General features: G+C 70.6%; 19 protein-coding genes. 12 read left to right on the forward strand and 7 right to left on the reverse strand.

Features of this window, described 5'->3' with window-relative positions; translation table 11 throughout:
• Positions 1 to 164 precede the first annotated feature (164 nt).
• The 5 genes from ABT009_RS43220 to mhpA form a co-directional block, all read right to left on the reverse strand.
• Positions 165 to 737, reverse strand: coding sequence for a TetR/AcrR family transcriptional regulator (locus ABT009_RS43220; RefSeq protein WP_351307509.1), 573 nt, complete (start codon positions 735 to 737; stop codon positions 165 to 167).
• A gap of 237 nt (positions 738 to 974) precedes the next feature.
• On the reverse strand, positions 975 to 2,003 hold the full coding sequence (locus ABT009_RS43225; RefSeq protein ID WP_351307560.1) for a maleylacetate reductase: 1,029 nt from the start codon (positions 2,001 to 2,003) through the stop codon (positions 975 to 977).
• A gap of 41 nt (positions 2,004 to 2,044) precedes the next feature.
• Positions 2,045 to 2,911 carry a dioxygenase family protein gene (locus tag ABT009_RS43230; protein ID WP_351307512.1) on the reverse strand — a complete coding sequence of 289 codons (867 nt, stop codon included), beginning with the start codon at positions 2,909 to 2,911 and terminating at the stop codon, positions 2,045 to 2,047.
• 8 nt (positions 2,912 to 2,919) lie between these two features.
• The gene (locus ABT009_RS43235) at positions 2,920 to 4,029 is read right to left on the reverse strand and encodes an alpha/beta hydrolase family protein (protein WP_351307515.1); all 1,110 of its coding nucleotides are present in this window, start codon (positions 4,027 to 4,029) and stop codon (positions 2,920 to 2,922) included.
• A complete protein-coding gene (mhpA, locus tag ABT009_RS43240) occupies positions 4,026 to 5,582 on the reverse strand; it encodes a bifunctional 3-(3-hydroxy-phenyl)propionate/3-hydroxycinnamic acid hydroxylase MhpA (RefSeq protein WP_351307518.1) in 1,557 nt (518 codons plus the stop codon). The genes ABT009_RS43235 and mhpA overlap by 4 nt, the downstream gene beginning before the upstream one ends.
• A gap of 173 nt (positions 5,583 to 5,755) precedes the next feature.
• Here mhpA and ABT009_RS43245 point away from each other — a divergent pair, with 173 nt between their 5' ends.
• On the forward strand, positions 5,756 to 6,403 hold the full coding sequence (locus tag ABT009_RS43245; RefSeq protein ID WP_351307521.1) for a TetR/AcrR family transcriptional regulator: 648 nt from the start codon (positions 5,756 to 5,758) through the stop codon (positions 6,401 to 6,403).
• A gap of 359 nt (positions 6,404 to 6,762) precedes the next feature.
• Here the strand turns inward: ABT009_RS43245 and ABT009_RS43250 are convergent, their stop codons facing one another.
• Positions 6,763 to 7,269 (reverse strand): MarR family winged helix-turn-helix transcriptional regulator, encoded by a 507-nt coding sequence (locus ABT009_RS43250; protein WP_351307524.1) that lies wholly within the window; start codon positions 7,267 to 7,269, stop codon positions 6,763 to 6,765.
• A 115-nt stretch (positions 7,270 to 7,384) separates the two neighbouring features.
• On the opposite strand from ABT009_RS43250, the gene ABT009_RS43255 reads away from it, so the two are divergent.
• Both ABT009_RS43255 and ABT009_RS43260 read left to right on the forward strand, forming a co-directional pair.
• Positions 7,385 to 8,518 carry an ABC transporter substrate-binding protein gene (locus ABT009_RS43255; RefSeq protein WP_351307527.1) on the forward strand — a complete coding sequence of 378 codons (1,134 nt, stop codon included), beginning with the start codon at positions 7,385 to 7,387 and terminating at the stop codon, positions 8,516 to 8,518.
• A 316-nt stretch (positions 8,519 to 8,834) separates the two neighbouring features.
• Positions 8,835 to 10,100 carry an MFS transporter gene (locus ABT009_RS43260; protein WP_351307530.1) on the forward strand — a complete coding sequence of 422 codons (1,266 nt, stop codon included), beginning with the start codon at positions 8,835 to 8,837 and terminating at the stop codon, positions 10,098 to 10,100.
• Positions 10,101 to 10,267: 167 nt separating this feature from the next.
• On the opposite strand, the gene ABT009_RS43265 is transcribed toward ABT009_RS43260, so the two are convergent.
• Entirely contained in the window at positions 10,268 to 11,233 is a 966-nt protein-coding gene (locus tag ABT009_RS43265; protein ID WP_351307533.1) for a LysR family transcriptional regulator, read from the reverse strand.
• Between the two features lie 121 nt (positions 11,234 to 11,354).
• On the opposite strand from ABT009_RS43265, the gene ABT009_RS43270 reads away from it, so the two are divergent.
• From ABT009_RS43270 to ABT009_RS43310, 9 genes are all read left to right on the forward strand, one after another.
• Positions 11,355 to 12,335 (forward strand): fumarylacetoacetate hydrolase family protein, encoded by a 981-nt coding sequence (locus ABT009_RS43270; protein ID WP_351307536.1) that lies wholly within the window; start codon positions 11,355 to 11,357, stop codon positions 12,333 to 12,335.
• On the forward strand, positions 12,332 to 13,303 hold the full coding sequence (locus ABT009_RS43275) for a cyclase family protein (protein WP_351307538.1): 972 nt from the start codon (positions 12,332 to 12,334) through the stop codon (positions 13,301 to 13,303). The genes ABT009_RS43270 and ABT009_RS43275 overlap by 4 nt, the downstream gene beginning before the upstream one ends.
• A gap of 511 nt (positions 13,304 to 13,814) precedes the next feature.
• Complete coding sequence (locus tag ABT009_RS43280; RefSeq protein WP_351307563.1) at positions 13,815 to 14,978, forward strand: FAD-dependent oxidoreductase; 1,164 nt, start codon at positions 13,815 to 13,817, stop codon at positions 14,976 to 14,978.
• Positions 14,975 to 16,003, forward strand: a complete 1,029-nt coding sequence (locus ABT009_RS43285) for an amidohydrolase family protein (RefSeq protein WP_351307541.1) — start codon at positions 14,975 to 14,977, stop codon at positions 16,001 to 16,003. The genes ABT009_RS43280 and ABT009_RS43285 overlap by 4 nt, the downstream gene beginning before the upstream one ends.
• Positions 16,004 to 16,015: 12 nt before the next feature.
• Positions 16,016 to 16,954, forward strand: coding sequence for a VOC family protein (locus ABT009_RS43290; RefSeq protein ID WP_351307544.1), 939 nt, complete (start codon positions 16,016 to 16,018; stop codon positions 16,952 to 16,954).
• A gap of 133 nt (positions 16,955 to 17,087) precedes the next feature.
• Positions 17,088 to 18,059 (forward strand): fumarylacetoacetate hydrolase family protein, encoded by a 972-nt coding sequence (locus ABT009_RS43295; RefSeq protein WP_351307546.1) that lies wholly within the window; start codon positions 17,088 to 17,090, stop codon positions 18,057 to 18,059.
• On the forward strand, positions 18,056 to 18,805 hold the full coding sequence (locus ABT009_RS43300) for an SDR family NAD(P)-dependent oxidoreductase (protein ID WP_351307549.1): 750 nt from the start codon (positions 18,056 to 18,058) through the stop codon (positions 18,803 to 18,805). The genes ABT009_RS43295 and ABT009_RS43300 overlap by 4 nt, the downstream gene beginning before the upstream one ends.
• Positions 18,806 to 18,841: 36 nt before the next feature.
• Positions 18,842 to 19,624, forward strand: coding sequence for a CoA transferase subunit A (locus tag ABT009_RS43305; protein WP_351307551.1), 783 nt, complete (start codon positions 18,842 to 18,844; stop codon positions 19,622 to 19,624).
• Positions 19,625 to 19,644: 20 nt separating this feature from the next.
• Positions 19,645 to 20,274, forward strand: a complete 630-nt coding sequence (locus ABT009_RS43310) for a CoA transferase subunit B (protein ID WP_351307565.1) — start codon at positions 19,645 to 19,647, stop codon at positions 20,272 to 20,274.
• Positions 20,275 to 20,388: the final 114 nt, after the last annotated feature.

Genomic DNA, 20,388 nt, shown 5'->3' on the forward strand with positions numbered 1-20,388 from the left:
CTCCCCGGATGATACTGAAGTGAGTACGACAGTATCATTCAGCGTACTAGCTGCGGGAGCCGAAGACCGCCCGGACCGAAGAAACCCGGGAAGCTGTGGCGGTTGATGTGGTGGGGGCGGTGGGGCGGAGGTCGGCGCCTGGTTTTCCCTCGGCTGGAGGCAGGTCAGGACGAGACGGCGTGCACGATCAGCGACGCCAGCTCCGCGTACGCCTCGGAGTCGCTCAGCCCGGTCCGCGCGGCCACCTCGCCTCGCTGGATCTGCTGCATGGTAGCGGCCGCGACCTCGCCCACGAACGCCGCGTGCACCTCCCGGAAGACGCCCTCGGTCACGCCCTCCGTGATCAGCTGCCGCACCCGGTCGGCGGCGAGCCTCGTGTTGGCCTCGTACACGTCGCGCGCGGGTCGGAAGGCAGCCATGTCGTCGAGGAACTGCCGGGACAGCGGCCTGAGCTGCTCGGCCACGGCGTGCAGATAGACCAGCACCCGGTCCGACGGTGCGGCTGCCTCCGCCACCTGCTTCTCGACCGCCTCGGCCGCGGTCCGGAAGTAGTGCTTGACCGCTTCCCTCACCAGGTCCTGCTTGCTCCCGGCTAGCTGGTACAGCGTGGTCTTGGAGCAGTGCAGTCGCTCGGCCAGGTCGTCGAGTGTGAAAGAAGCGAAACCTTCCGCCGCCAACAGCGCCACCAGACGCTCCAATAGCTCACTCTGTCGGGCGGTGCGGCGGGCGGACGGCATGACCTCAGCTTATCCGCTGAGCACCGCACGCCTCGCCGACAGGTCTGCCGGCCCGCTCACGGTCGGATCGCCGCCGTACGACCGGCCGCATGAGCACCAGAGGCGCCGCGCCCGAGGCGATCGAGCACAGTCCCATGAGCGCGCCCTTCCTCTCCCGCATCACCAAGGTCCCCGTCGACACCGTCTAGCTGGCGAGGAGATCCTGCACCGACTCCTCCTCCCCCCGAGAAGGCCCGGTCAAGGCGCGAGGGTTCCGTGCAGGGCGTCCGTGAGAAGGGAGCGGAGGGCTTTCGCGGTGACCGGTCTTGGATTGGCGTAGGGCTGGGCCTGTGCCTGGGCGGTGATCTCGTCGAAGTCGTGCTCCGTGAGGCCGAGTTCGGCGAGTGAGCGCGGAGCACCGAGTTCGGCGGTTGCCCGCGCAAGGTGCTTCGGTACATCGTCCGTGGCCAGGGCTCGGCGGAGGGCCCGTTCGGCACTCGGCGCCGCGGGGAGGTTGAAGGCGGCGACGTACGGGAGCAGGACCGTGTGCGTGGCGGCGTGGGGCAGGTCGAAGGTGCCGCCCAGGATGTGGCAGACCTTGTGGTGCAGGGACATTGTCGTCGCTCCCAGGCACGCCCCGCACAGCCATGCCCCGCGCAGCGCGTCCGTCCGGGCGTCGAGGTCCAGTGGGTCGGCGGCGATGCCCGGCAGGGCGGTGGCCAGCGAGCGCACGCCTTCCTCGGCCATCAGGGAGACGATCGGCGAGGCGTCGGGCGCGTACAAGGCTTCCACTGCATGGGCGATGGCGTTGAAGCCGCTGGTCACCGACACGTCCACGGGGAGGTGGAGGGTGAGTTCGGGATCGTAGACCACGCTGCGCGGCAGAACGGCCGGGTCGCGGCCGGTCCGTTTGCGGCCGTTCTCGGTGAGCCCCCAGACGGGCGTCATCTCCGAGCCCGCGTACGTGGTCGGCACGCTGATCACGGGCAGGCCGGACTCCAGGACTATCGCCTTCCCCAGGCCGATGGTGGAGCCGCCACCGATGGCCAGGCAACCGTCCGCGCCGGCGTCGCGTGCGGCCGCGCGGGCCGCTTCAGCGACCTGGACCGGCACGTGCATCCGGGCTTCGGTGAAGAGCCCGGCGCACGCGTCGCCGAGCAGGGTGGCGGCGTGCTCGGCGAGAGCACGCTGCCCGGGAGTGGCCAGCACCAGCATCCGCCGCAGACCCAGTCGCTCGGCCTCCTGGGGCAGGTCACGCAGGCTGCCGGCGCCGAAGACCACGCGCATCGGCAGAGCCTCGTACGTGAAGGGGGGCCGCGTCTCGGTCGTCACGGCGTCTCCCCTGCCGGCGCCAGGACGATGTCGAACCCGGCGTGCGTGAAGGGCACGGCCACGCCGAAGAGATCGGCGTCCTGCTCGTCGTAGGACTCGGTGAAGTCGGTGATCAGGCCCCGCTTGACCGCGAAGACGGCGTCGGAGTCGACGTACGGGCTTCCCGCGACGAACGCGTGGGTGGTGACCGGCCGGTGGCCGTCGGCGCTCGCGATGAAGTGGACGTGGGCGGGCCGGTAGGGGTGCCTCTCGGTGGCTTCGAGGAGGCGGCCCACGGGGCCGTCGGTGGGGATCGGGTAGTGGGAGGGGACGACGGTGCGGAACCAGAAGCGGCCCTTGTCGTCCGTGCGGAACAGCCCGCGTCCGTTGCCCGGCGGCTGCACGTCGGGCTGCTGCACGTCGTAGAAACCGTCCTCCGAGCACTGCCACACGTCGAGTTCGGCGCCCGGCAGAGGGGTGCCGTCGGCGCCGAGCACCCGACCGGAGACCACACACGAGCGGCCGGTGCCGAGGAGGTCTATCCGGTCGCCGAGTTCGCGGCGGGGGGACTCGGTCATGTGGAAGGGGCCGAGGACGGTGCTCTCGGTGCCCTCCTCTGCCCCGTTCATGGTCTCGACGAGCATGGAGACGCCCAGAACGTCGGAGAGCAGGACGAACTCCTGCCGGGTCGCGTCGCACTTCTGGCCGACGGCGGTGAGGAAACCGATCGCGGCCTCCCACTCCTCCATCGTGGGCTCGATGTCCCGTACGAAAGCGTGCAGATGACGGGTGAGGCTCTCCATCACCTCCCGCAGGCGTCCGTCCTTGGTTTCACGGAAGCTCTCCACGACCGCGTCGGTGGCGGTCTCAACGGTGAAGTCCATTGATCGTCCTAGCTGTTCGGGGCGTCCGGGCCGACGAGGTGGTCCATGAACCAGTCTCCGGTGAGCGCATCGCGTTCGGCCGCGTGGTTGTACAGAGTGTGCTCGCCGTCGGGCCAGATGCGGACGGTCGCGACGGCGGGGTCGGCGGCGTGCAGGAAGGGTTCCTGATCCTCGTAACGGGCGAGGGGGTCCTGGCCGCCGTGCAGCAGGAGCAGCGGGCAGCCGATCCGGTGCTTGTCCGGGTCGAAGCGCAGGCTGGCCATGACCTCGGCCACCCGGTTCAGGTCGTCGGTTCCGACCACCGCGGCCATCTGCTCGCGTGCGGTGCGGAATTCGGGGATGGTCGGTACCGCCGGAGCGCCGTTCACCACCACAGCGCCGACGCGCGGGTCGGCGGCGGCCAGGTGGGCGGCGAACAGGCCGCCGAAGCTGATGCCCTGGATTCCGATGGCGGCGCCGAGGCGGGAATCCGCCTCGACCAGGTCGACGAAGCGGGCGAAGCCCTCGGCGACACGCTCATCGACGTACAGCCTGTGGCGCAGCCGCGACTCGCCCTGGCCAGGTCCTTCCGCGAGCAGACATGCCAGGCCGCGCGCGGTGTACGCGGCGGCGACGGGCAGATACGCGGCTCCCCAGCCGCTGAGCCCGCCCCACACGATGACGGTGGCCCGGGCCGTGCCGCCCGGCGGCAGGCACAGCCAGCCGGTGAGGACGCCGTCGCGGTGAGGGATCTCGACGCGTTCCATGAGTGGTGTGAGTGAGTCTGCGAGAGCGGTGGTCGCGGCGGTGTGCCGGGCGTACAGCTCCCGCTTCTGAGGAGTGTCGGACTGGTGCGCCATCTGCGCGAACATCAGGGCGGCGGAGGCGAATCGGTAGGCCTGGCGCGCGGTGGTACGGTGCCCCGCATCCTCCGCGAGACGGGCACGCTCCAACTGGTTCTCCGCGAGTGCCGCGGCGGCGTCCTGCCACGGCGTCCCGTCCGCAGTGTGGGACAGCAGCCGACGGGCGTCGGCGGGGTCCATGCCGCAGTCGGTGAGCCGGGTGAAGGGCATGGCCCGGTGCTGGGCCGCGACCAGCGTCGGCAACGGCGCCGCCGCATCGGGGTTTCCGGTGGTCATACGGCCGCCTTGACCGTTCCGGACAGCGCGGCGTCGAGGTCGTCCACGAGCGCGCCGAGGTCCGTGCTGTCGGGCGCCGCGCCGAACAGGACGAAGTCGGGCCGCGCCAGATACGCGACCGCGCCGAGCTGCTGGAGATACGGGCGGTGCCGCCCGTCGAGGTCGTCGACGCTGTCGAGTGCGACCACGGCGCAGCCCAGGCGCTCCAGCTTGGCGAGCCGCTCCGGGCCGAGGGCTGCGGTGGGGTCCTCGGTGGCGACCAGGGTGAAGCCGTATCCAGTGAGGTCGTCGAAGCGTCCGGTGCGCCCGTCGGCCAGGCGGATCCGGCCCTGCGGGGTGAGGGTGCCGACCGGCGGCGCCGCTCCCGGCCGCAGCACTCCGTCGCGCAGCGGCGGGAATGGGGGCGGTGGGGGCACCTTGCCCGCGAAGAAGGCCGCGTCCCGGGCCGCCGCCGCCTCGGCATCGTGCGTGTTGGCGACCCTGCCGAGGCCGATCGCCGCGTGAGTGATGGCGGTGACGTGCGGGCGACGCTCGGTCTCGTATGTGTCGAGGAGTGCGTCGGAAGCCTGGCCGCCGAGAACGAGGTTCAGTTTCCAGGCGAGGTTGGTGGCGTCGCGTATGCCGCTGCACGCGCCCTGGCCGAGGTACGGGGGCATGGTGTGGGCGGCATCGCCGGTCAGGAAGACCCGGCCGGTCCGCCAGCGAGTGGCGATACGGGCCTCGAAGCCGTAGACGAGCTGGCGGGTGATCCGCACGTCGTCGGGGCCCAGGCCGTGGTAGTGGCGCAGGAGCCGCCAGGCGGTCTCCGGAGCGGTCATCTCCTCGCGGGTCTCGCCCGGCAGCAGGGCGAACTCGAAGCGCTGACGGGTGTGGCCGATGTTGATGGTCATGTGCCCGCGCGCGGGATCGCAGTACTGGGTGCCGTACGCGAACTCCGGGGGCTGGGGGCGCAGCCACTCGGTGTCGATGTTGACCCACTGCTCGTTGAAGCCGAAATCCTGACGCTCCACGCCGAGCAGTTCCCGGACCCCGCTGCGGCTGCCGTCGGCAGCGATCACGTAGCGGGCCCGGACCTGATCGTGCGGGCCGTCGGCGCTGATCGCGTCGGCGTTCCAGCCGCGCAGGCGCAAGGTGACGCCGTCGTCGTCCTGTTCGAGGCCGGTGACCGCCCAGCCCTGGCGGACGTCGACCGTGCCGTAGCCGCGCAACCGCTTGTCGATCGCGCTCTCCACGTCCGGCTGGTACATGGAGATGTGATCCGGATACCCCATCGGGCCGTCGGGTGTCGCCGGGATGCGCACGAGGGTCTCGCCCTTGCCGTTGACCCACACGTACTGGCACAGCGACGAGTCGTGCAGCGCTTCGTCGATGTCGGCGGCCGCCTGGACGGTGCGGGCGGTCTCGTCGTCGATGTGGGTGAGCCGGGGCAGCCCGTACAGGGCGGGCCAGCGTTCGCAGACCACGACCCGGTGGCCGAGCCGGCCCAGCAGGGACGCGGCGGTCAAGCCGGTCGGTCCGTAGCCGACAACGGCGATGTCGTAGAGCGGAGCCATGAAACACCTCCAGGTACAGCCCCGCGCCGTTGCGAGGGGTGAGGTGGGAAGGGTGGGACGCAGTCGCGTCGAGTCGCAGAGCAGGTATGTGAGTTTCAATTCACATTCAATGTGAGCCGAGGTTCACATGCACGCAACGTGGACGTCAAGAGCCCCGTCGATAAAATGCGCAAGTGACAGAGCCCACCGCCCGCCGACCTGCCGCCCTCCAGGAACGCAGCCGCCGTTCGCAGCAGGACATCCTGGAGGCCGGGTACGCGCTGCTCGAAGAGGGCGGGGTGGACGCACTGACGGTGGCCGCCGTCGCCGAGCGGGCCGGCATGGCGGTCGGGTCCATCTATCGCCGGTTCGGCGACAAGGAGGGGCTGCTGCTGGCGATCCAGCACGCCTTCACCGAGAACCTCCTGGCCGAGATCGCCCGGCGCTCATCCGTGGAACGGCTGCGCATCCTGCGCGATCCTGCGGTCGCCATCGCCGAGGCCGTCGGGGCGCTCGCCGACGCGTTCCAGTCGCACGAAGCCCTGTTGCGCGTCTTCCTGCTGCTCGGTACCCGGCACGAAGGGGCGCGGTCGGAGGGCTCACGGGTCAGCATCGAGGGCAACCGCCGCTTCGCCGCGGCCCTGGACCACGTACCCATCGCCCACCCGGACCGCGCGGCCGCGCTGGACTTCGCCTACCGCCTGACCTACGCCACGCTGGCGCACCGGGTCACCCAGGGCGAGTTCCTGGAGTCCGACCGCCCGCTGCCGTGGAACGAACTGCGCAGCCGACTGCAGACGGCGGCCATCTCCTACCTCCTCAGCACACCGGAAGACCGCTGACGGCTCGGCTCGCCGTCGCGAAAGAGTGCGTGCAGAGGACCTGACTCGCCATGTCGCGTCTGCAAGTTCGACCTCACCATAGATGTGAGCACGAACTCACATTCCTGTTGACTATTGTCTTCCTGCTTGTCTTCCTCGCTGTGCAAACACCCTCGTAACACGGCCCAGGCCCCCTCCCCCGCCTCAGGAAATCCCGTCGTGGCACCGATGAGCAGCTCAAAGGAGAACAACGGCGCGGGGCACCCCTCGACCTCGACCAGCTGTTCGTCCACCCCGGACCGGAGACCCGCACGTGGTCCGCGTGGCGCATCGACCCCTACTGCTGGGACACCTGCCGTACCGAGCGAGATCGGACCGCCCTACCGTCGGCGCCAGGGAAGCACCTCCTGGTCGTCCTCAGTGGTGTCCACGTGTAGAAGTGCGGCATTGATAGCCTCGCCGATCTCCGCGAACTGGCGCACCTGTTCAGGGGTCAGCGCGTCGAAGACGGCGCGGCGCACGGCCTCGACGTGACCGGGGGCTGCCTGCTCCAGAAGCTGACGCCCCTGCGCGGTCAGCACGGCGAGCTGGTTGCGCCGGTTCGCCGGATCGTCCCGGCGGTCCACGTAACCGGTCTGCTGGAGGCGGGTCACGGCATGGGTGAGTCGACTGCGGGTGATCTTCAGGCGCTCGGCCAGCTCGGACATGGTCAGGGCCTGGTCCGGGACGGAGGAGAGGTGGGCGAGCAGGGTGTAGTCGGCGTGTGTCATCCCCGCGTCTTTGCGCAGTTGGCGGTTCAGGTGGTCGGACAGCAGGGTGGAGAACTCGACGTAGGCGAGCCAGGCCCGTCTCTCCTCGGTGTCCAGCCAGCGTGGCGTCGTGGGCATGGTCACACCTTAATCCTCGTTGTTTGAATCTTCAAACCTCTTGCCGTAGCGTGCACCGCAACGCGACGTTTGAAATCTCAAACGCACGCTCGTACATGAGAGGCAGCACATCGCCATGAAGCCCACGAAGAAGCTGATCGGCGCGGCCGTCGCCACCCTCCTGGCCATGACCGCCGTCACCACGACCGCCATGGCCAACACCGGCACACACCACCACGCGGCCGTGAGCGAACAGGACCAGCTCCAGGCGCTCTACCGGCAGGCCAAGGCGGAAGGCGGCAACGTTACCGTCTACATGGGCGGCGACGCACCCGGCCAGTGGGACTCGCTGTCCGCCGCGTTCCGGCAGCAGTTCCCGGACGTCCAGCTGCATCTGGTCACCGACCTGAGCAAGTACCACGACGCCCGCATCGACAACCAGCTCGCCACCGGCCACCTCGTCGCCGACGCCGCGATCCTGCAGACAACCCAGGACTTCGACCGCTGGAAGAAGGACAAGGACCTGCTGAAGTACAAGCCGGTCGGCTGGGACAAGGTCTTCGCCAACGCCAAGGACAAGGACGGCTACTACACCAGCGTCTTCTACGGCGCCTTCTCCTACATCGTCAACAGCAAGCAACTCCCCGCCGACCCTGGTGACTTCAAGGGCACCGAGCTGCTGAAGCCCGAGTACAAGAACAAGCTGATCCTGACCTACCCCAACGACGACGACGCCGTGCTGTTCGGCTACAAGCAGATCGTCGACCAGTACGGCTGGAACTACCTGGCCCGACTGGTCAAGCAGAACCCGAAGCTGATCCGCGGTGTCCCGGGCTCGGCCGCCGGAGTGGCGAGCGGCGACTACCTCGCCTCCATCGCCGTAGGCGGCGACGCCCGCCCCAACGGCGCCACGGCCCTCTCCGACACCGAGCGCTTCAACTCATGGGCGCAGCGGGGCGCCATCTTCAAGCAGGCCCCGCACAAGGCCGGCGCCAAGCTCTTCCTGAGCTGGCTCACCTCCCAGGCCACCCAGAAGAACGCCATCGCCACCTGGACCTGGTCCGTCCGCAAGGACGTCGCCCCGCCGGCCGGACTCAAGCCCCTGTCCTCGTACAAGAACACGGACCCGGACGCGTTCGCGCGATTCATGGCGAACCGCGGCGCCGTCGAGCGCTTCCGCTCCCAGGTCGAGCTCTACTTCGGCCAGGTCAAGGGCGCCGACCCCGCCGACCCCCAGGGCACCCTCGGCCGCACTCCCGGATCCTTCTGAGCCACCCGACCGACTCCCGGGAGCGGGTCCGCCGGCACAGCGACGGCGGACCCGCTCCGGCATGCCCGTGAACCACGACTCGGACCACGGGCTCCGCTCGGCCATCCCCCGCCCATCCATGGGGTGGATGACCCGGATACGGGATTCGGATCGTGTGGAGGATGGCGGCGGCCCCCGGGACGGCCCATAGTCGTCCCTACCCGCACGCCGCCGTCCGGACCAGCCGCCGGTGTGCGGACTTCCCGGGCATGCCCTGCGCCGCCGACGGCGCCCCTGATGGCATGCCCGCTCCCGTACACCGTCCCCTGGAGTCGCCATGCCTGGTTCCGTGCCCCCGTCCCCCGCCGCGGTGGACGACGTCGCTCCGTCGCCCGTCCCCGTCTCGGGCCCGGCCCATCTGCTGCGCGTGACCCTGCTGATGGCGGGCAGCTGTCTGCCGATCCTGGGCGCGGTGCTGATCGCCCCGGTGCTGCCGAAGATGCAGGACTCCTTCGCCTCGACTCCGGGGGCCAAGGCGCTGGTTCCCCTCGCGCTGACCATTCCGGCGCTGTCGCTGGCGCTGCTGGCCCCGTTCGCCGGGGTGATCGTGGACCGGCTGGGCCGCAAGCGCCTGCTGATCGTGGCGACCCTCCTGTACGCCGTGTTCGGCACGGCTCCGCTCTGGCTGGACTCGCTGGGCGCCATCATCGCCAGCCGCGCCTTGGTCGGTGTCACCGAGGCCGCCATCATGACCTGCTGCACCACCCTGATAGGCGACTACTACTCCGGTCACCAGCGGGTGAAGTACCTCGCCCTGCAGACCATGTGCGCCTCCGCGTCGGCCACCGCCTTCTTCGTGCTCGGCGGCGCCGTCGGCGCGACCGGCTGGCGCATGCCCTTCTGGGTCTACGCCGTGAGCCTGGTGCTCGCCCCGCTGATGGCCACCGCTCTGCCCACCCCGGCGGCCCGCGCGGCCACCGACGAGGCCCCGGCCGAGACCACGACCCGCCGTCCGTTCCCCTGGCGGCAGATGGCAGGCATCTGCGCCCTCACCTTCTTCGGGGCGATGGTCTTCTACACCGTCCCGGTGGAGATGTCGTACCTGCTCGACGACCTCGGCGTGGAGGACACCGGTGTGATCGGCCTGGCCACCGCGATCGCGAGTGCCGCCACCGTGGCCGGAGCGGTCACCTTCGCCCGGCTGAAGCGCTCCCCCGACCCGATGCTGCCCGCCGTGCTCGCGCTCTGCGCGGCCGGTTTCGGAGTGATGTTCTTCGCCGGCAACGCCCCGCTGCTGGTCGTCGGAGCGGTGGTCAACTGCCTGGGCACGGGCATGCTGCTGCCCGCCCTCCTCACCAGTGCCATGTCCCGTCTGGCGTTCGAGGACCGCGGCCGCGGCACGGGGCTGTGGATGGCGGCCTTCTTCGGCGGCGAGTTCGTCTGCCCGTTGGTGCTGCTCGCCGTGGAGTCGGCGATCGGCAGTCTCGCCGGTGCGGTGGGCGTGCTCGGGCTGGCCGCCGCCCTCGTCGCGGCGGGACTGCTGGCGGCCCGCCGTCGCGCGGGCGCAGCGGATCCCCGGCCGTTGCCGGAGCAGTTGGCCTGAGGGCGCGGTAGCGGACGGGCCGGGGGTGCCGGAAACGGTGCCCCCCGGCCCGCGTCACGCGTGCCAGGGACACCGTCGTACCGGACGACGGTGAGGCCGGCGCGCACCGATCACACGCTGCCGTGAGGGCAGGGTTCCGCTGGTCGCCGGCTGCCGCCGGGCCGGGATCAGAGCTGCTCCGGTGCCGGCCCCCCGCCCTGTACGGCGGAGACGGCCTCTTCCGGGCCGCGGCCCGTCAGCGTCGCGCCCACCTCCGCGGCCTTCTGCCGCAGCCAGATATGGGCCGCGTCCTGGGTGTGCACCGGGTGCCACCACATCGCCTCCTGCACCGGTACCGCCTCGAAGGGGCAGGGCAGGACGCGCACCGCGGCGGAGCGGACCACTCTGCGGGCCAGGCGCTCCTGGATCATCGCGACCCGGCGGGTGCCCTCGACCATGTGGGGCAGCAACTGGAAGGTCTGCACGGAGACCTCCACGCGGGGGCTGATGCCGAGCATGCTGAGCTGACGGGCGGCCGGGGCGTCGTAGGGCCTCTGGTAGACGGCCCAGGGCAGGCGGGCCAGCTGGTCGAGGGTGAGTTCGTCGCCGATCTCGGGGTGGTCGTCCGCGACCAGGCACAGCCATCGGTCCTGGTGGAGGTCGACGACGGGGAAGCCGTCGATGACGCCGTGCGGCATCAGCAGTCCGTCGACGGTGCTCAGCACGGCGGCGGTGTGCTCCACGACGGAGGGTGCCGGGTGCTGGAAGGTGAGCCGGATGCCGGGCGCCTCCTGGTGCAGGGCGCGGGCGAGTGCGGCGCCGAAGACGGCCGCGCCGTAGTCGGATGCGAGCAGGGTGAACTCACGTGTCTCGGCGGCCGGGTCGAAGTCCGCCTGGCTGGAGAAGACCCGTTCCAGCAGGTCGCACGCGGTGGCACTACGGTCGCGCAGGGCGACGCCGAGCGGGGTCAGCTCGTAGGAGTTGCCGGTCCGGGCGAGCAACTCGTCGTCGAAATGGCGGCGCAGCCGGGACAGCGCCGCACTCATCGCGGGCTGGCTCAGCCCGACGCGCTCGCCGGCCCTGGTCACGTTGCGCTCCTCCAGCAGAGCACGCAGGGCGACGACCAGATTGAGGTCGAGTCGGGACAGGTTCACCGGGCACCACCTAGTAAGCAAGAGCCATCCATGTCATGGATTCGGCGCATCCACAAGATTGATTTCCGTGATTCGCCGATTCGGGGCCAGAGTAGTCCGCAACCCAGCAGGAGGAAATCTGATGGCAACGCTCGCGCAACCTGCCGGCCCGTTCGCGCTCGGCACGTTCTCCGCTCCGGACGGGGAGCCGTTCCCCGGTCTCTTGTCCAAGGACCGGGTGCTCGACCTTCGTGCGGCTCTCGGCGAACCCGCCCTGACGACCCGTGGGATCTTCGAACGCTGGGCGGAGCTGCTGCCGCTCCTGCACGCCCTCGCCACGGACGCGACCGGCGGCTGGCAGGCACTGGACGGCCTGCGGGTCCATGCCCCCGTCGAGCCCCGCCAGATCTTCCAGTCGGGCGCCAACTACCGGCAGCACGTGATCGACCTTGAGGTCGCCCACCGCTCCCCCGACGACCCGCGCACCGTCGAGGAGGCGCGCGCGGAGATCGCCGCGATCATGGACCGGCGGGCCGCCGAGGACCTGCCGTACGTGTTCATCGGCCTGCCCAGCACCATCGCCGGCCCGTACGACGACGTCGTACTCCCTTCCTGGGCGAAGAAGCCGGACTGGGAGCTGGAATTGGCGGCCGTCATCGCCAAGCCCGCATACCGGATATCCGTCGAGGAGGCCCTGGAGTACGTCGCCGGCTACACGATCGCCAACGACCTCACCGACCGCGCCACCGTCTTCCGGCGGGACATGCCCGCCATCGGCACCGACTGGCTGCGCTGCAAGAACGCTCCCGGCTTCACCCCGCTCGGGCCCTGGATCGTCCCCGCCGAGTCCATCGCCGACCCGGGTGACCTGCGGGTCACCCTGAAGCTGAACGGCGAGACCATGCAGGACGAGTCCACCAAGGACATGCTCTTCGGCATCACGCGGCTGGTGTCGTACATCTCCCAGACCTCCCGGCTCCTACCCGGCGACCTGGTGCTGACCGGCAGCCCGGCCGGCAACGGCATCCACTGGGGGCGGCTGCTGCGCGACGGCGACGTCATGGAGGGTTCGATCACCGGTCTGGGTGTGCAGCGCACCCGCTGTGTGGAGGAGAAGTCATGAGCCTGGACCGCCACGACCCCGAGGGCGCGATCGCCCAGGCCGCCAAGGCGTACTCCAACTGGGGTCGCTGGGGCGAGGACGACGTGCTCGGCACCCTGAACTTCCTCGACGAGGCCAAGCGGCGCGAAGGCGCGGCGCTCGTGCGCCGGGGCGTCAGTTTCTCGCTCTCGCAGTCCTTCGACATGAACGGCCCGCAGAAGGGCTGGCGCCGGCGGACCAACCCCGTGCACACCATGCTCGACACCGGCACCGACGCGGCCCTCGGCAACCAGGGCTTCCCGCACGGCATCGGCGGCGCCGACGACGTGATCGCGATGCCGTTGCAGTGTTCCACGCAGTGGGACGGGCTCGGGCACATCTTCGACCACGGTTTCGCCTGGAACGGCCGCCGGGCTGACCGGGTGGTCACCTCCGACGGCGACCTGGTCACCGGCATCGAGCACATGGCTCCGTACGTGGCCGGTCGCGGCGTACTGCTGGACGTGGCCCGGGTCATCGGTGACGACGACGGTGAACCGGAGCTGCCGGACGGTTTCGCGATCACCGCGGAGCACCTGACCGCGACCGCGGAGGCCCACGGCGTGAGCGTCGGCCGCGGCGACATCATCCTCGTCCGCACCGGACACCTCGCCCGCGCCCGGCGCGACGGCTGGGGCGACTACGCGGGCGGCCCCGCGCCGGGTCTGTCGTTCACCACTGCTGGCTGGCTGCACGGCAGCGAGATCGCCGCGATCGCCACCGACACCTGGGGTTTCGAGGTGCGGCCGAACGAGTTCGAGAACGCCTTCCAGCCCCTGCACCAGGTCGTCATCCCCAACATGGGCCTGCTGATCGGCGAGATGTGGGACCTCGACGCCCTCGCCGCGGACTGCGCCGACGACGGCGTGTACGAGTTCTGGCTCACCGCCGCGCCCCTGCCCATCACCGGCGCCGTCGGCTCCCCCGTGAACCCCATCGCCGTCAAGTAGCCCGCTCAGCCGCCGGATGCGCCCCTCCCCGGACAGCAACGGCGCATCCGACCCTTGCCTCGCACCATCCCTGGCCCGCGCTCCCAGCGGGCGAGAGCCGCACCCCCGCCGCCCGAAGCCGCGCGGCCCAACCCGGGGGTAACCCCGACATGGCTGACAGCGTCTCTGGAAATTAAGGATCCTGGGTTATCGCGTGGCCCCGAGGGGTGGAAGCGGTAACGAGCGCGGACGAGTCCGGGCCGATCCTTGGGCAGAGCCCGCGCGCGGCGTCACTGGCGGTGACGCGATGCCGACGTCTGGACTGTGCCCGGCTCTTTCGAGTTGGGCACACCCTGGGATCGCCGCCCCGCCGGACGCTGAACCGATCACCACAGATGGACCGCGATGTCGGTGGCGGGGACCGCGCGCATTTCAAGCACGCGGCAGGTATCAGGTAAAACGACAGGAGCTCCATATGGTTACGCCCGAACTGGATCCAGCTTCCAGCAGCTTCCCGAAGTCAATCACCGCACTGTCAGAGACCCTCACTCTCCCCCAGCCTCCGGCCGGGGGGACACCCACCGTCTTGGTCATCGGCGGGGGCGCCTCAGGCAACGCCGTCACCATCCTGCTGCGCCGCGCCGGCATCGCCGTCGACCTGATCGAGGCGAAGCCCGACTGGAACGCCACCACCGGCTCCGGCATCACCCTCCAGGGCAACGCCCTGCGGGTCCTGCGCGAACTGGGTGTGTGGGAACAGGTGGAAGCCTCCGGATACCCCTTCGGCTCGCTGGGCGTAACCGCCCCGGACGGTACCGTTCTGTTCGTCGCCGAGGACATCCAGACCGGCGGGGAGGACCTGCCCGCCACCCTCGGCATGCAGCGCCCCCAGCTGCAGCAGATCCTCATCGACGCGGTCCGCGCCTCCGGCGCCGGCGTTCGCCTCGGCACCACCGCCGAGGCGCTGGAACAGCACGCCGACGGCGTCTCGGTGCGCTTCAGCGACGGCAGCGAGGGCCGATACGACCTGGTGATCGCCGCCGACGGTCTCAACTCCGCCACCCGCGCCGCGATCGGCATCACCGACAAGCCCGAGCCCACCGGCATGGCCATCTGGCGCATCGCCGCCCCACGGCCCGAGAGCGTGACGCGCACCGACCTCGCCTACGGCGGCCCCGCCTACATCGCGGGCTATTGCCCCACCAGCGAGAACACCATCTACGCGTACGTCGTCGAGGGCTGCCGCGACCGCGCCTCCATCGACCCGGCCACCTACGCCGACGAGATGCGCCGCCTGGCGCAGGGCTACGGCGGGGTCTGGCCGGAGATCACCGAGCACATCACCGACCCGAAGAAGGTCAACTACACCTGGTTCGACCGCCTGCTGGTCGAGGGCTCCTGGCACCGGGGCCGGGTCGTGCTCATCGGCGACGCCGCCCACTGCTGCCCGCCCACCATGGCCCAGGGCGCGGCGATGTCCCTGGAGGACGCCCTCGTCCTCGCCGAGCTGCTCACCAGCGGCCGTGACTGGGACGACGAGCTGTTCCAGGCCTACCACGAGCGCCGCATCTCCCGGGTGCGCACCGTCGTCGAGGCGTCCGTGCAGATCGGCCAGTGGCAGCTGGACGGCGTGCGCGACGCCGACATGGCCGGGCTGGTCGGCCGCACCATGAACCTGCTCAAGGAGCGCCCGTGACCGCCACCGCATCCTCCGCGCCGACCATCGACGTCCACGCCCACCTCCTGCTGCCGGAGGTCGAGGAGGCCGTCGCCGGGCAGGCCGGCCTCGCCGAGGCCCGCACCCTCGACGCCCGCCGCAACGGCCCGGCGGCCCTCGCCGTGAACGGTCCCATGGTCGGTGAGCGGGTGCCGCGGCTGACGGACGTCGCCGTGCGTCTGGCGGCCATGGAGGCGGCCGGCGTGGACGTGCAGCTGGTGAGCCCCTCGCCGGGCCACTACCACTACTGGGCCGAGCCCCAACTGGCCGAGCGGGTGTGCCGGTTGGCCAACGAGGGCACCGCGGCGCACTGCGCGAAGGCCCCCGACCGGCTGCACGGCCTCGGTCTGATCCCGCTCCAGCACCCCGACCTCGCGGTGGATGTGCTCGACCACGCACTGGACCAGGGGCTGAAGGGCGTGGAGATCTCCTCGCACGCGCCGGGGCCGGGCGGGACACGGGAGGTGGAGCTCTCCGACCCGCGGCTCGCGCCCTTCTGGGCGCGCGCGGAGGAGGCCGGCGCCCTGGTCTTCCTGCACCCGTTCGGCTGCACGCTCGACGAGCGCCTGGACCAGTGGTACCTGTCCAACACGGTCGGCCAGCCCACCGAGAACGCCGTCGCTCTCTCCCACCTGATCTTCTCCGGCGTCCTGGACCGCCATCCGGGCCTGAAGCTGATCGCGGCGCACGGCGGCGGCTATCTCCCCACTCACATCGGCCGTTCCGACCACGCCTGGCGGGCCCGCCCCGACGCCCGGGACTGCGCCCGTGAGCCGAGCAGCTACCTGAAGCAGTTGTACTTCGACTCCCTCGTCCACGCCCCCCACGTACTGCGGGAGCTGGTCAGGGCCGCTGGTCCGGAACGGGTCCTGCTCGGCTCCGACTTCCCCTTCGACATGGGCACCGACGACCCGCTGGGTGCGCTGCGCGCCGCGGACCTGCCCGACGCCGACTTCCACGCCGTGCGCGGCGGCAACGCCGCCGCCCTGCTCAACCTCGTCTGAGGAGGAACCCCCATGAGCAACCGCCTGCTCACCCATCTGCGGCACGTCGACCTCGCCGTGCCCGACTACGACAAGCAGCTCGACTTCTACGCCGGCGTCTGGGGCCTGACCAAGGTCGCCGAGGACTCCGGCATCTCCTTCCTCGCCGCCGAGGGCAGCCCAGAACAGTACGTCGTACGACTGCGCAAGGCCGGCGAGAAGCGCCTCGACCTGGTCTCCTATGGGGCGGGTAGCCCGGCCGACGTCGACACACTGGCCGAGCAGCTTCTCTCCCAGGGCGTGCAGTTGATCTCCCAGCCGGGGAAGCTCGACACCCCGGGCGGCGGGTACGGCTTCCGCTTCTTCGATGTCGACGGCCGCACCATCGAGGTCTCCGCCGACGTCGAGGCCCGCCGGCACCGCAGGATCGAGGAGAAGGAGTCGATCCCGGTCCGCCTGTCGCACGTGGTGCTCAACTCCCCGGACCTGAACAAGACCCGGGAGTGGTACGAGCGCCACCTCGGCTTCCGCCTCTCCGACACCCTCAGCTCGCCGCACATGGGCGAGGTCATGCACTTCATGCGCATCAGCAACCAGCACCACTCGATGGCCATCGCCCAGTGCCCGCACACCTCCCTGCACCACATCTCCTTCGAGATGCGCGGCCTGGACGAGTACATGCGCGGCTCCGGCCGCGTGATGCGGGCCGGGGCCCGCAAGATCTGGGGCCCGGGCCGGCACATGGCGGGCGACAACACCTTCACGTACTTCCTGGACCCGCACGGCAACACGGTCGAGTACACCACCGAGCTGGAGGAGCTGGACGAGGACACCTGGCATCCCCACGTCTACGACTTCTCGAAGCCCGAGGTCACCGACCAGTGGGGCACCGCGAACCCGATGAACGAGCTGGTCGCCAAGGAGTCGTTCAACGACGTCGACCGCGGCGTGTTCGTCGCCCCGCCGGTCTGACCGTCTGACGTCTGCCCGTCCGACCGGCAGGGCCCCAAGTCACCGGGGGCGCGGCGATCCCCTGTCCTGCCCTGACTGCCCGCCGCGTCCCCGGGGCTTCCGTGCCCGCCCTCACGCCGACAGGACTTCTCCCATGCGTTTCGCCACCTACGAACACCGCAGCCGACACCATGTGGCCGTCGTCGAAGAGGACGGCACGCTCCGTCCCCTGCCCGGTGTCAGCTCCCTGACCGGACTGCTCGCCGAGGGAGGCGGCCTGCCCGAACTGCTCGGCGCGGGGGCCGCGATGCTCGACGTCCCGGCCGGTCCCCACGTCTCCGAGGTGCGGCTGCTGCCGCCGCTCCAGCCGCCCACCGTGCGGGACTTCGTCACCTTCGAGGAACACGTGGAGGGCGTACGGCGGTCCGTGGACGGGGCCGCCGGTGTGCCGGAGCGGTGGTACGCGGCCCCGACGTTCTACTTCACCAACCCCTACGCCGTGTACGGCCCGCACGACGACATCCCCATGCCCCCGGGGTCGAGCGTGCTCGACTTCGAGCTCGAAGTCGCCGCCGTGATCGGCAAGGAGGGCCGCGACCTCACTCCCGAGCAGGCCCGCGACCACATCGTCGGCTACACCGTCTTCAACGACTGGTCCGCCCGCGACCTGCAGTCGGCTGAGATGAAGGTCGGCCTGGGCCCCTGCAAGGGCAAGGACACGGCCACCACGCTGGGCCCGTACTTGGTCACCGCCGACGAGCTGGAGAAGTACCGCGACGCGGACGGCTTCCTGCGCCTGGCGCTGACGGCGGAGATCAACGGTGAGGTGGTCGGCAAGGACCTGCTGTCCAATATGAGCTGGACCTTCGAGGAGATGGTCGCCTACGCCTCGCGCGGAACGTGGGTGCGTCCCGGCGACGTCCTCGGTTCCGGCACGTGCGGCAACGGCGGATGCCTCGCCGAGCTGTGGGGCGTACGAGGCGGGCAGGACCCGGCGCCGCTGAAGCCCGGCGACACGGTCACGCTCACCGTCTCGGGCATCGGCAGCGTCTCCAACACCGTGGTCCCCGGCCCTGACCCCCTGCCGGTTCCCGTCGCCCGGCGCCGCCCCCGGGAGCGGCCGTGACCGACCTGCATCCCAAGCGGCTCCTCGGAAAGGTCGTCGTGGTCACGGGTGCGGCCAGCGGCCAGGGCGCCGCGGAGGCCGAGGCACTGACCCGCGAGGGCGCCCGGGTGATCGCCACTGATGTGGCGGAGGTACCCGGCTGCCGCCGCCTCGACGTCACCAGCGAGAAGGACTGGGCGGAACTCGCCGCCGAACTGCGCGAGGCGTACGGGCAGGTGCACGGCCTGGTCAACAACGCGGGCATCACCTGGCGGGCTCGGATCGACGACGTACGCGCCGAGGACATGGCCCGGGTCCACGCGGTCAACGTCACCGGGCCTCTCCTGGGCATCCAGCACCTGGTGCCGCTGATGCGCCCGGGGGCGTCGATCGTGAACGTCGGTTCGTCAGCGGCGCTGACCGCCCACTACCCCGTGGCGTACACGGCGAGCAAGTGGGCGCTGCGCGGCCTGTCGAAAACCGCCGCCATGGAACTGGGGCCCCGCGGCATCCGCGTGAACATGATCCATCCCGGTTTCATCGAGACCGCGATGACCGCGTCCGCCGCTCCCGCGTTCCGCGAGGCGAACGTCCGCGAGACACCGCTCGGCCGCACCGGGACCGTCGACGAGATCACCCCGCTCGTCACCTTCCTCCTCTCAGACGACGCGTCCTTCATCACCGGAGCCGAGATCCCGGTCGATGGCGGCCTCACCGCGCACGGCGGCGCCAAGCCGATCTCGGAGGCCCTGCGCCCGGACGCCTGAACCAGCAATAACGCACGACAGAAAGGCCCTCTCTCCATGGACAAGGTCTGCGCGAGCGCCGCGGAGGCGGTCGCCGACATCCCCGACGGCGCGTCGCTGGCCGTCGGCGGCTTCGGCCTCAGCGGCATCCCCGACGTGCTCATCCAGGCCCTCCACGCCCAGGGCGCCACCGGCCTGGAGGTCGTGTCGAACAACTGCGGTGTGGACGGGCGCGGACTCGGGGTCCTGCTGGCCGACGGCCGGATCGCCCGCGTCACGGGCAGTTACGTGGGCGAGAACAAGGAGTTCGCCCGCCAGTACCTCTCGGGCGAGCTGGAGGTGGAGCTGGTGCCGCAGGGCACGCTGGCCGAGCGGCTGCGCGCCGGCGGAGCGGGCATCCCCGCCTTCTACACCCCAGCCGGGGTGGGCACCCAGGTCGCCCGCGGCGGACTGCCGTGGCGGTACGCGGCCGACGGCACGGTCGCCGTGGCTTCCCCGCCCAAGGAAACGCGCGACTTTGCCGGCCGTCCGTACGTCCTGGAGCACGGCATCACCACCGACTTCGCACTCGTACGGGCCTGGCGGGGCGACCGCCACGGAAACCTGGTCTTCCGCAAGTCCGCCGCCAACTTCAACCCGCTGGCCGCGATGGCCGGCCGGATCACCGTCGCCGAGGTGGAGGAACTCGTCGAGCCGGGCGCGTTGAGCCCGGACGAGATCCACCTGCCGGGCATCTTCGTCCAGCGGATCGTGGCCCTCACGCCGGCCCAGGCCGCCGACAAGCAGATCGAACGCCTTTCAATTTCCGCGTCTTCGACACGAGGGACCGTACGCGCATGAGCACCACCATCGGTACGCAACTGGGCTGGACCCGAGACCAGATGGCCGCCCGGGCAGCCGCCGAACTCACCGACGGCTCCTACGTCAACCTCGGCATCGGCCTGCCCACCCTCATCCCCGGCCACCTCCCACCAGACGTCCATGTCGTCCTCCACTCCGAGAACGGCATCCTGGGCACCGGCCCTTACCCGACCGAGGAGGAGGTCGACCCCGACCTGATCAACGCGGGCAAGGAGACCGTCACCGTGCTGCCGGGGGCCTCGTTCTTCGACTCGGCCCTGTCCTTCGGCATGATCCGGGGCGGCCACATCGACACCGCCGTGCTCGGGGCCATGCAGGTCTCCGCCGCCGGCGACCTGGCCAACTGGATGATCCCCGGCAAGATGGTCAAGGGCATGGGCGGCGCGATGGACCTGGTCCACGGTGCCCGCCGGGTCATCGTCCTGATGGAACACACCGCGAAGGACGGCAGCCCGAAGATCGTCAAGGAATGCGCCCTCCCGCTCACCGGCGAACGGTGCGTCCACCGCATCATCACCGACCTCGGCGTCCTCGACGTCACGCCCGAGGGCCTCGCGCTCGTGGAATGCGGGCCGGGTGTGACCGCCGAGGACATCGCCGACCGCACCGACGCGCCTCTGATCCAGTAGGCACAGGCCACGCACAAGCCGGGCGGGCAGGGACCGTGCGCAGACGGCCGCGGCCTCGAAGAAGCCCGATCTGAAGGTGAGCGGTGCGTATATGCCGGTGCCGCCGACGGCCGA

The sequence above is a fragment of the Streptomyces sp. NPDC002896 genome, assembly GCF_040295225.1.
Classification (GTDB): Bacteria; Actinomycetota; Actinomycetes; order Streptomycetales; family Streptomycetaceae; genus Streptomyces.

Excerpts from the sequence above, each read along its gene's own strand:
- ABT009_RS43220 (WP_351307509.1), bottom strand. The coding sequence starts at position 737 with ATGCCGTCCGCCCGCCGCACCGCCCGACAGAGTGAGCTATTGGAGCGT.
- ABT009_RS43225 (WP_351307560.1), bottom strand. The coding sequence starts at position 2,003 with ATGCGCGTGGTCTTCGGCGCCGGCAGCCTGCGTGACCTGCCCCAGGAG.
- ABT009_RS43230 (WP_351307512.1), bottom strand. The coding sequence starts at position 2,911 with ATGGACTTCACCGTTGAGACCGCCACCGACGCGGTCGTGGAGAGCTTC.
- ABT009_RS43235 (WP_351307515.1), bottom strand. The coding sequence starts at position 4,029 with ATGACCACCGGAAACCCCGATGCGGCGGCGCCGTTGCCGACGCTGGTC.
- mhpA (WP_351307518.1), bottom strand. The coding sequence starts at position 5,582 with ATGGCTCCGCTCTACGACATCGCCGTTGTCGGCTACGGACCGACCGGC.
- ABT009_RS43250 (WP_351307524.1), bottom strand. The coding sequence starts at position 7,269 with ATGCCCACGACGCCACGCTGGCTGGACACCGAGGAGAGACGGGCCTGG.
- ABT009_RS43255 (WP_351307527.1), top strand. The coding sequence starts at position 7,385 with ATGAAGCCCACGAAGAAGCTGATCGGCGCGGCCGTCGCCACCCTCCTG.
- ABT009_RS43260 (WP_351307530.1), top strand. The coding sequence starts at position 8,835 with ATGCCTGGTTCCGTGCCCCCGTCCCCCGCCGCGGTGGACGACGTCGCT.
- ABT009_RS43270 (WP_351307536.1), top strand. The coding sequence starts at position 11,355 with ATGGCAACGCTCGCGCAACCTGCCGGCCCGTTCGCGCTCGGCACGTTC.
- ABT009_RS43275 (WP_351307538.1), top strand. The coding sequence starts at position 12,332 with ATGAGCCTGGACCGCCACGACCCCGAGGGCGCGATCGCCCAGGCCGCC.
- ABT009_RS43290 (WP_351307544.1), top strand. The coding sequence starts at position 16,016 with ATGAGCAACCGCCTGCTCACCCATCTGCGGCACGTCGACCTCGCCGTG.
- ABT009_RS43295 (WP_351307546.1), top strand. The coding sequence starts at position 17,088 with ATGCGTTTCGCCACCTACGAACACCGCAGCCGACACCATGTGGCCGTC.
- ABT009_RS43305 (WP_351307551.1), top strand. The coding sequence starts at position 18,842 with ATGGACAAGGTCTGCGCGAGCGCCGCGGAGGCGGTCGCCGACATCCCC.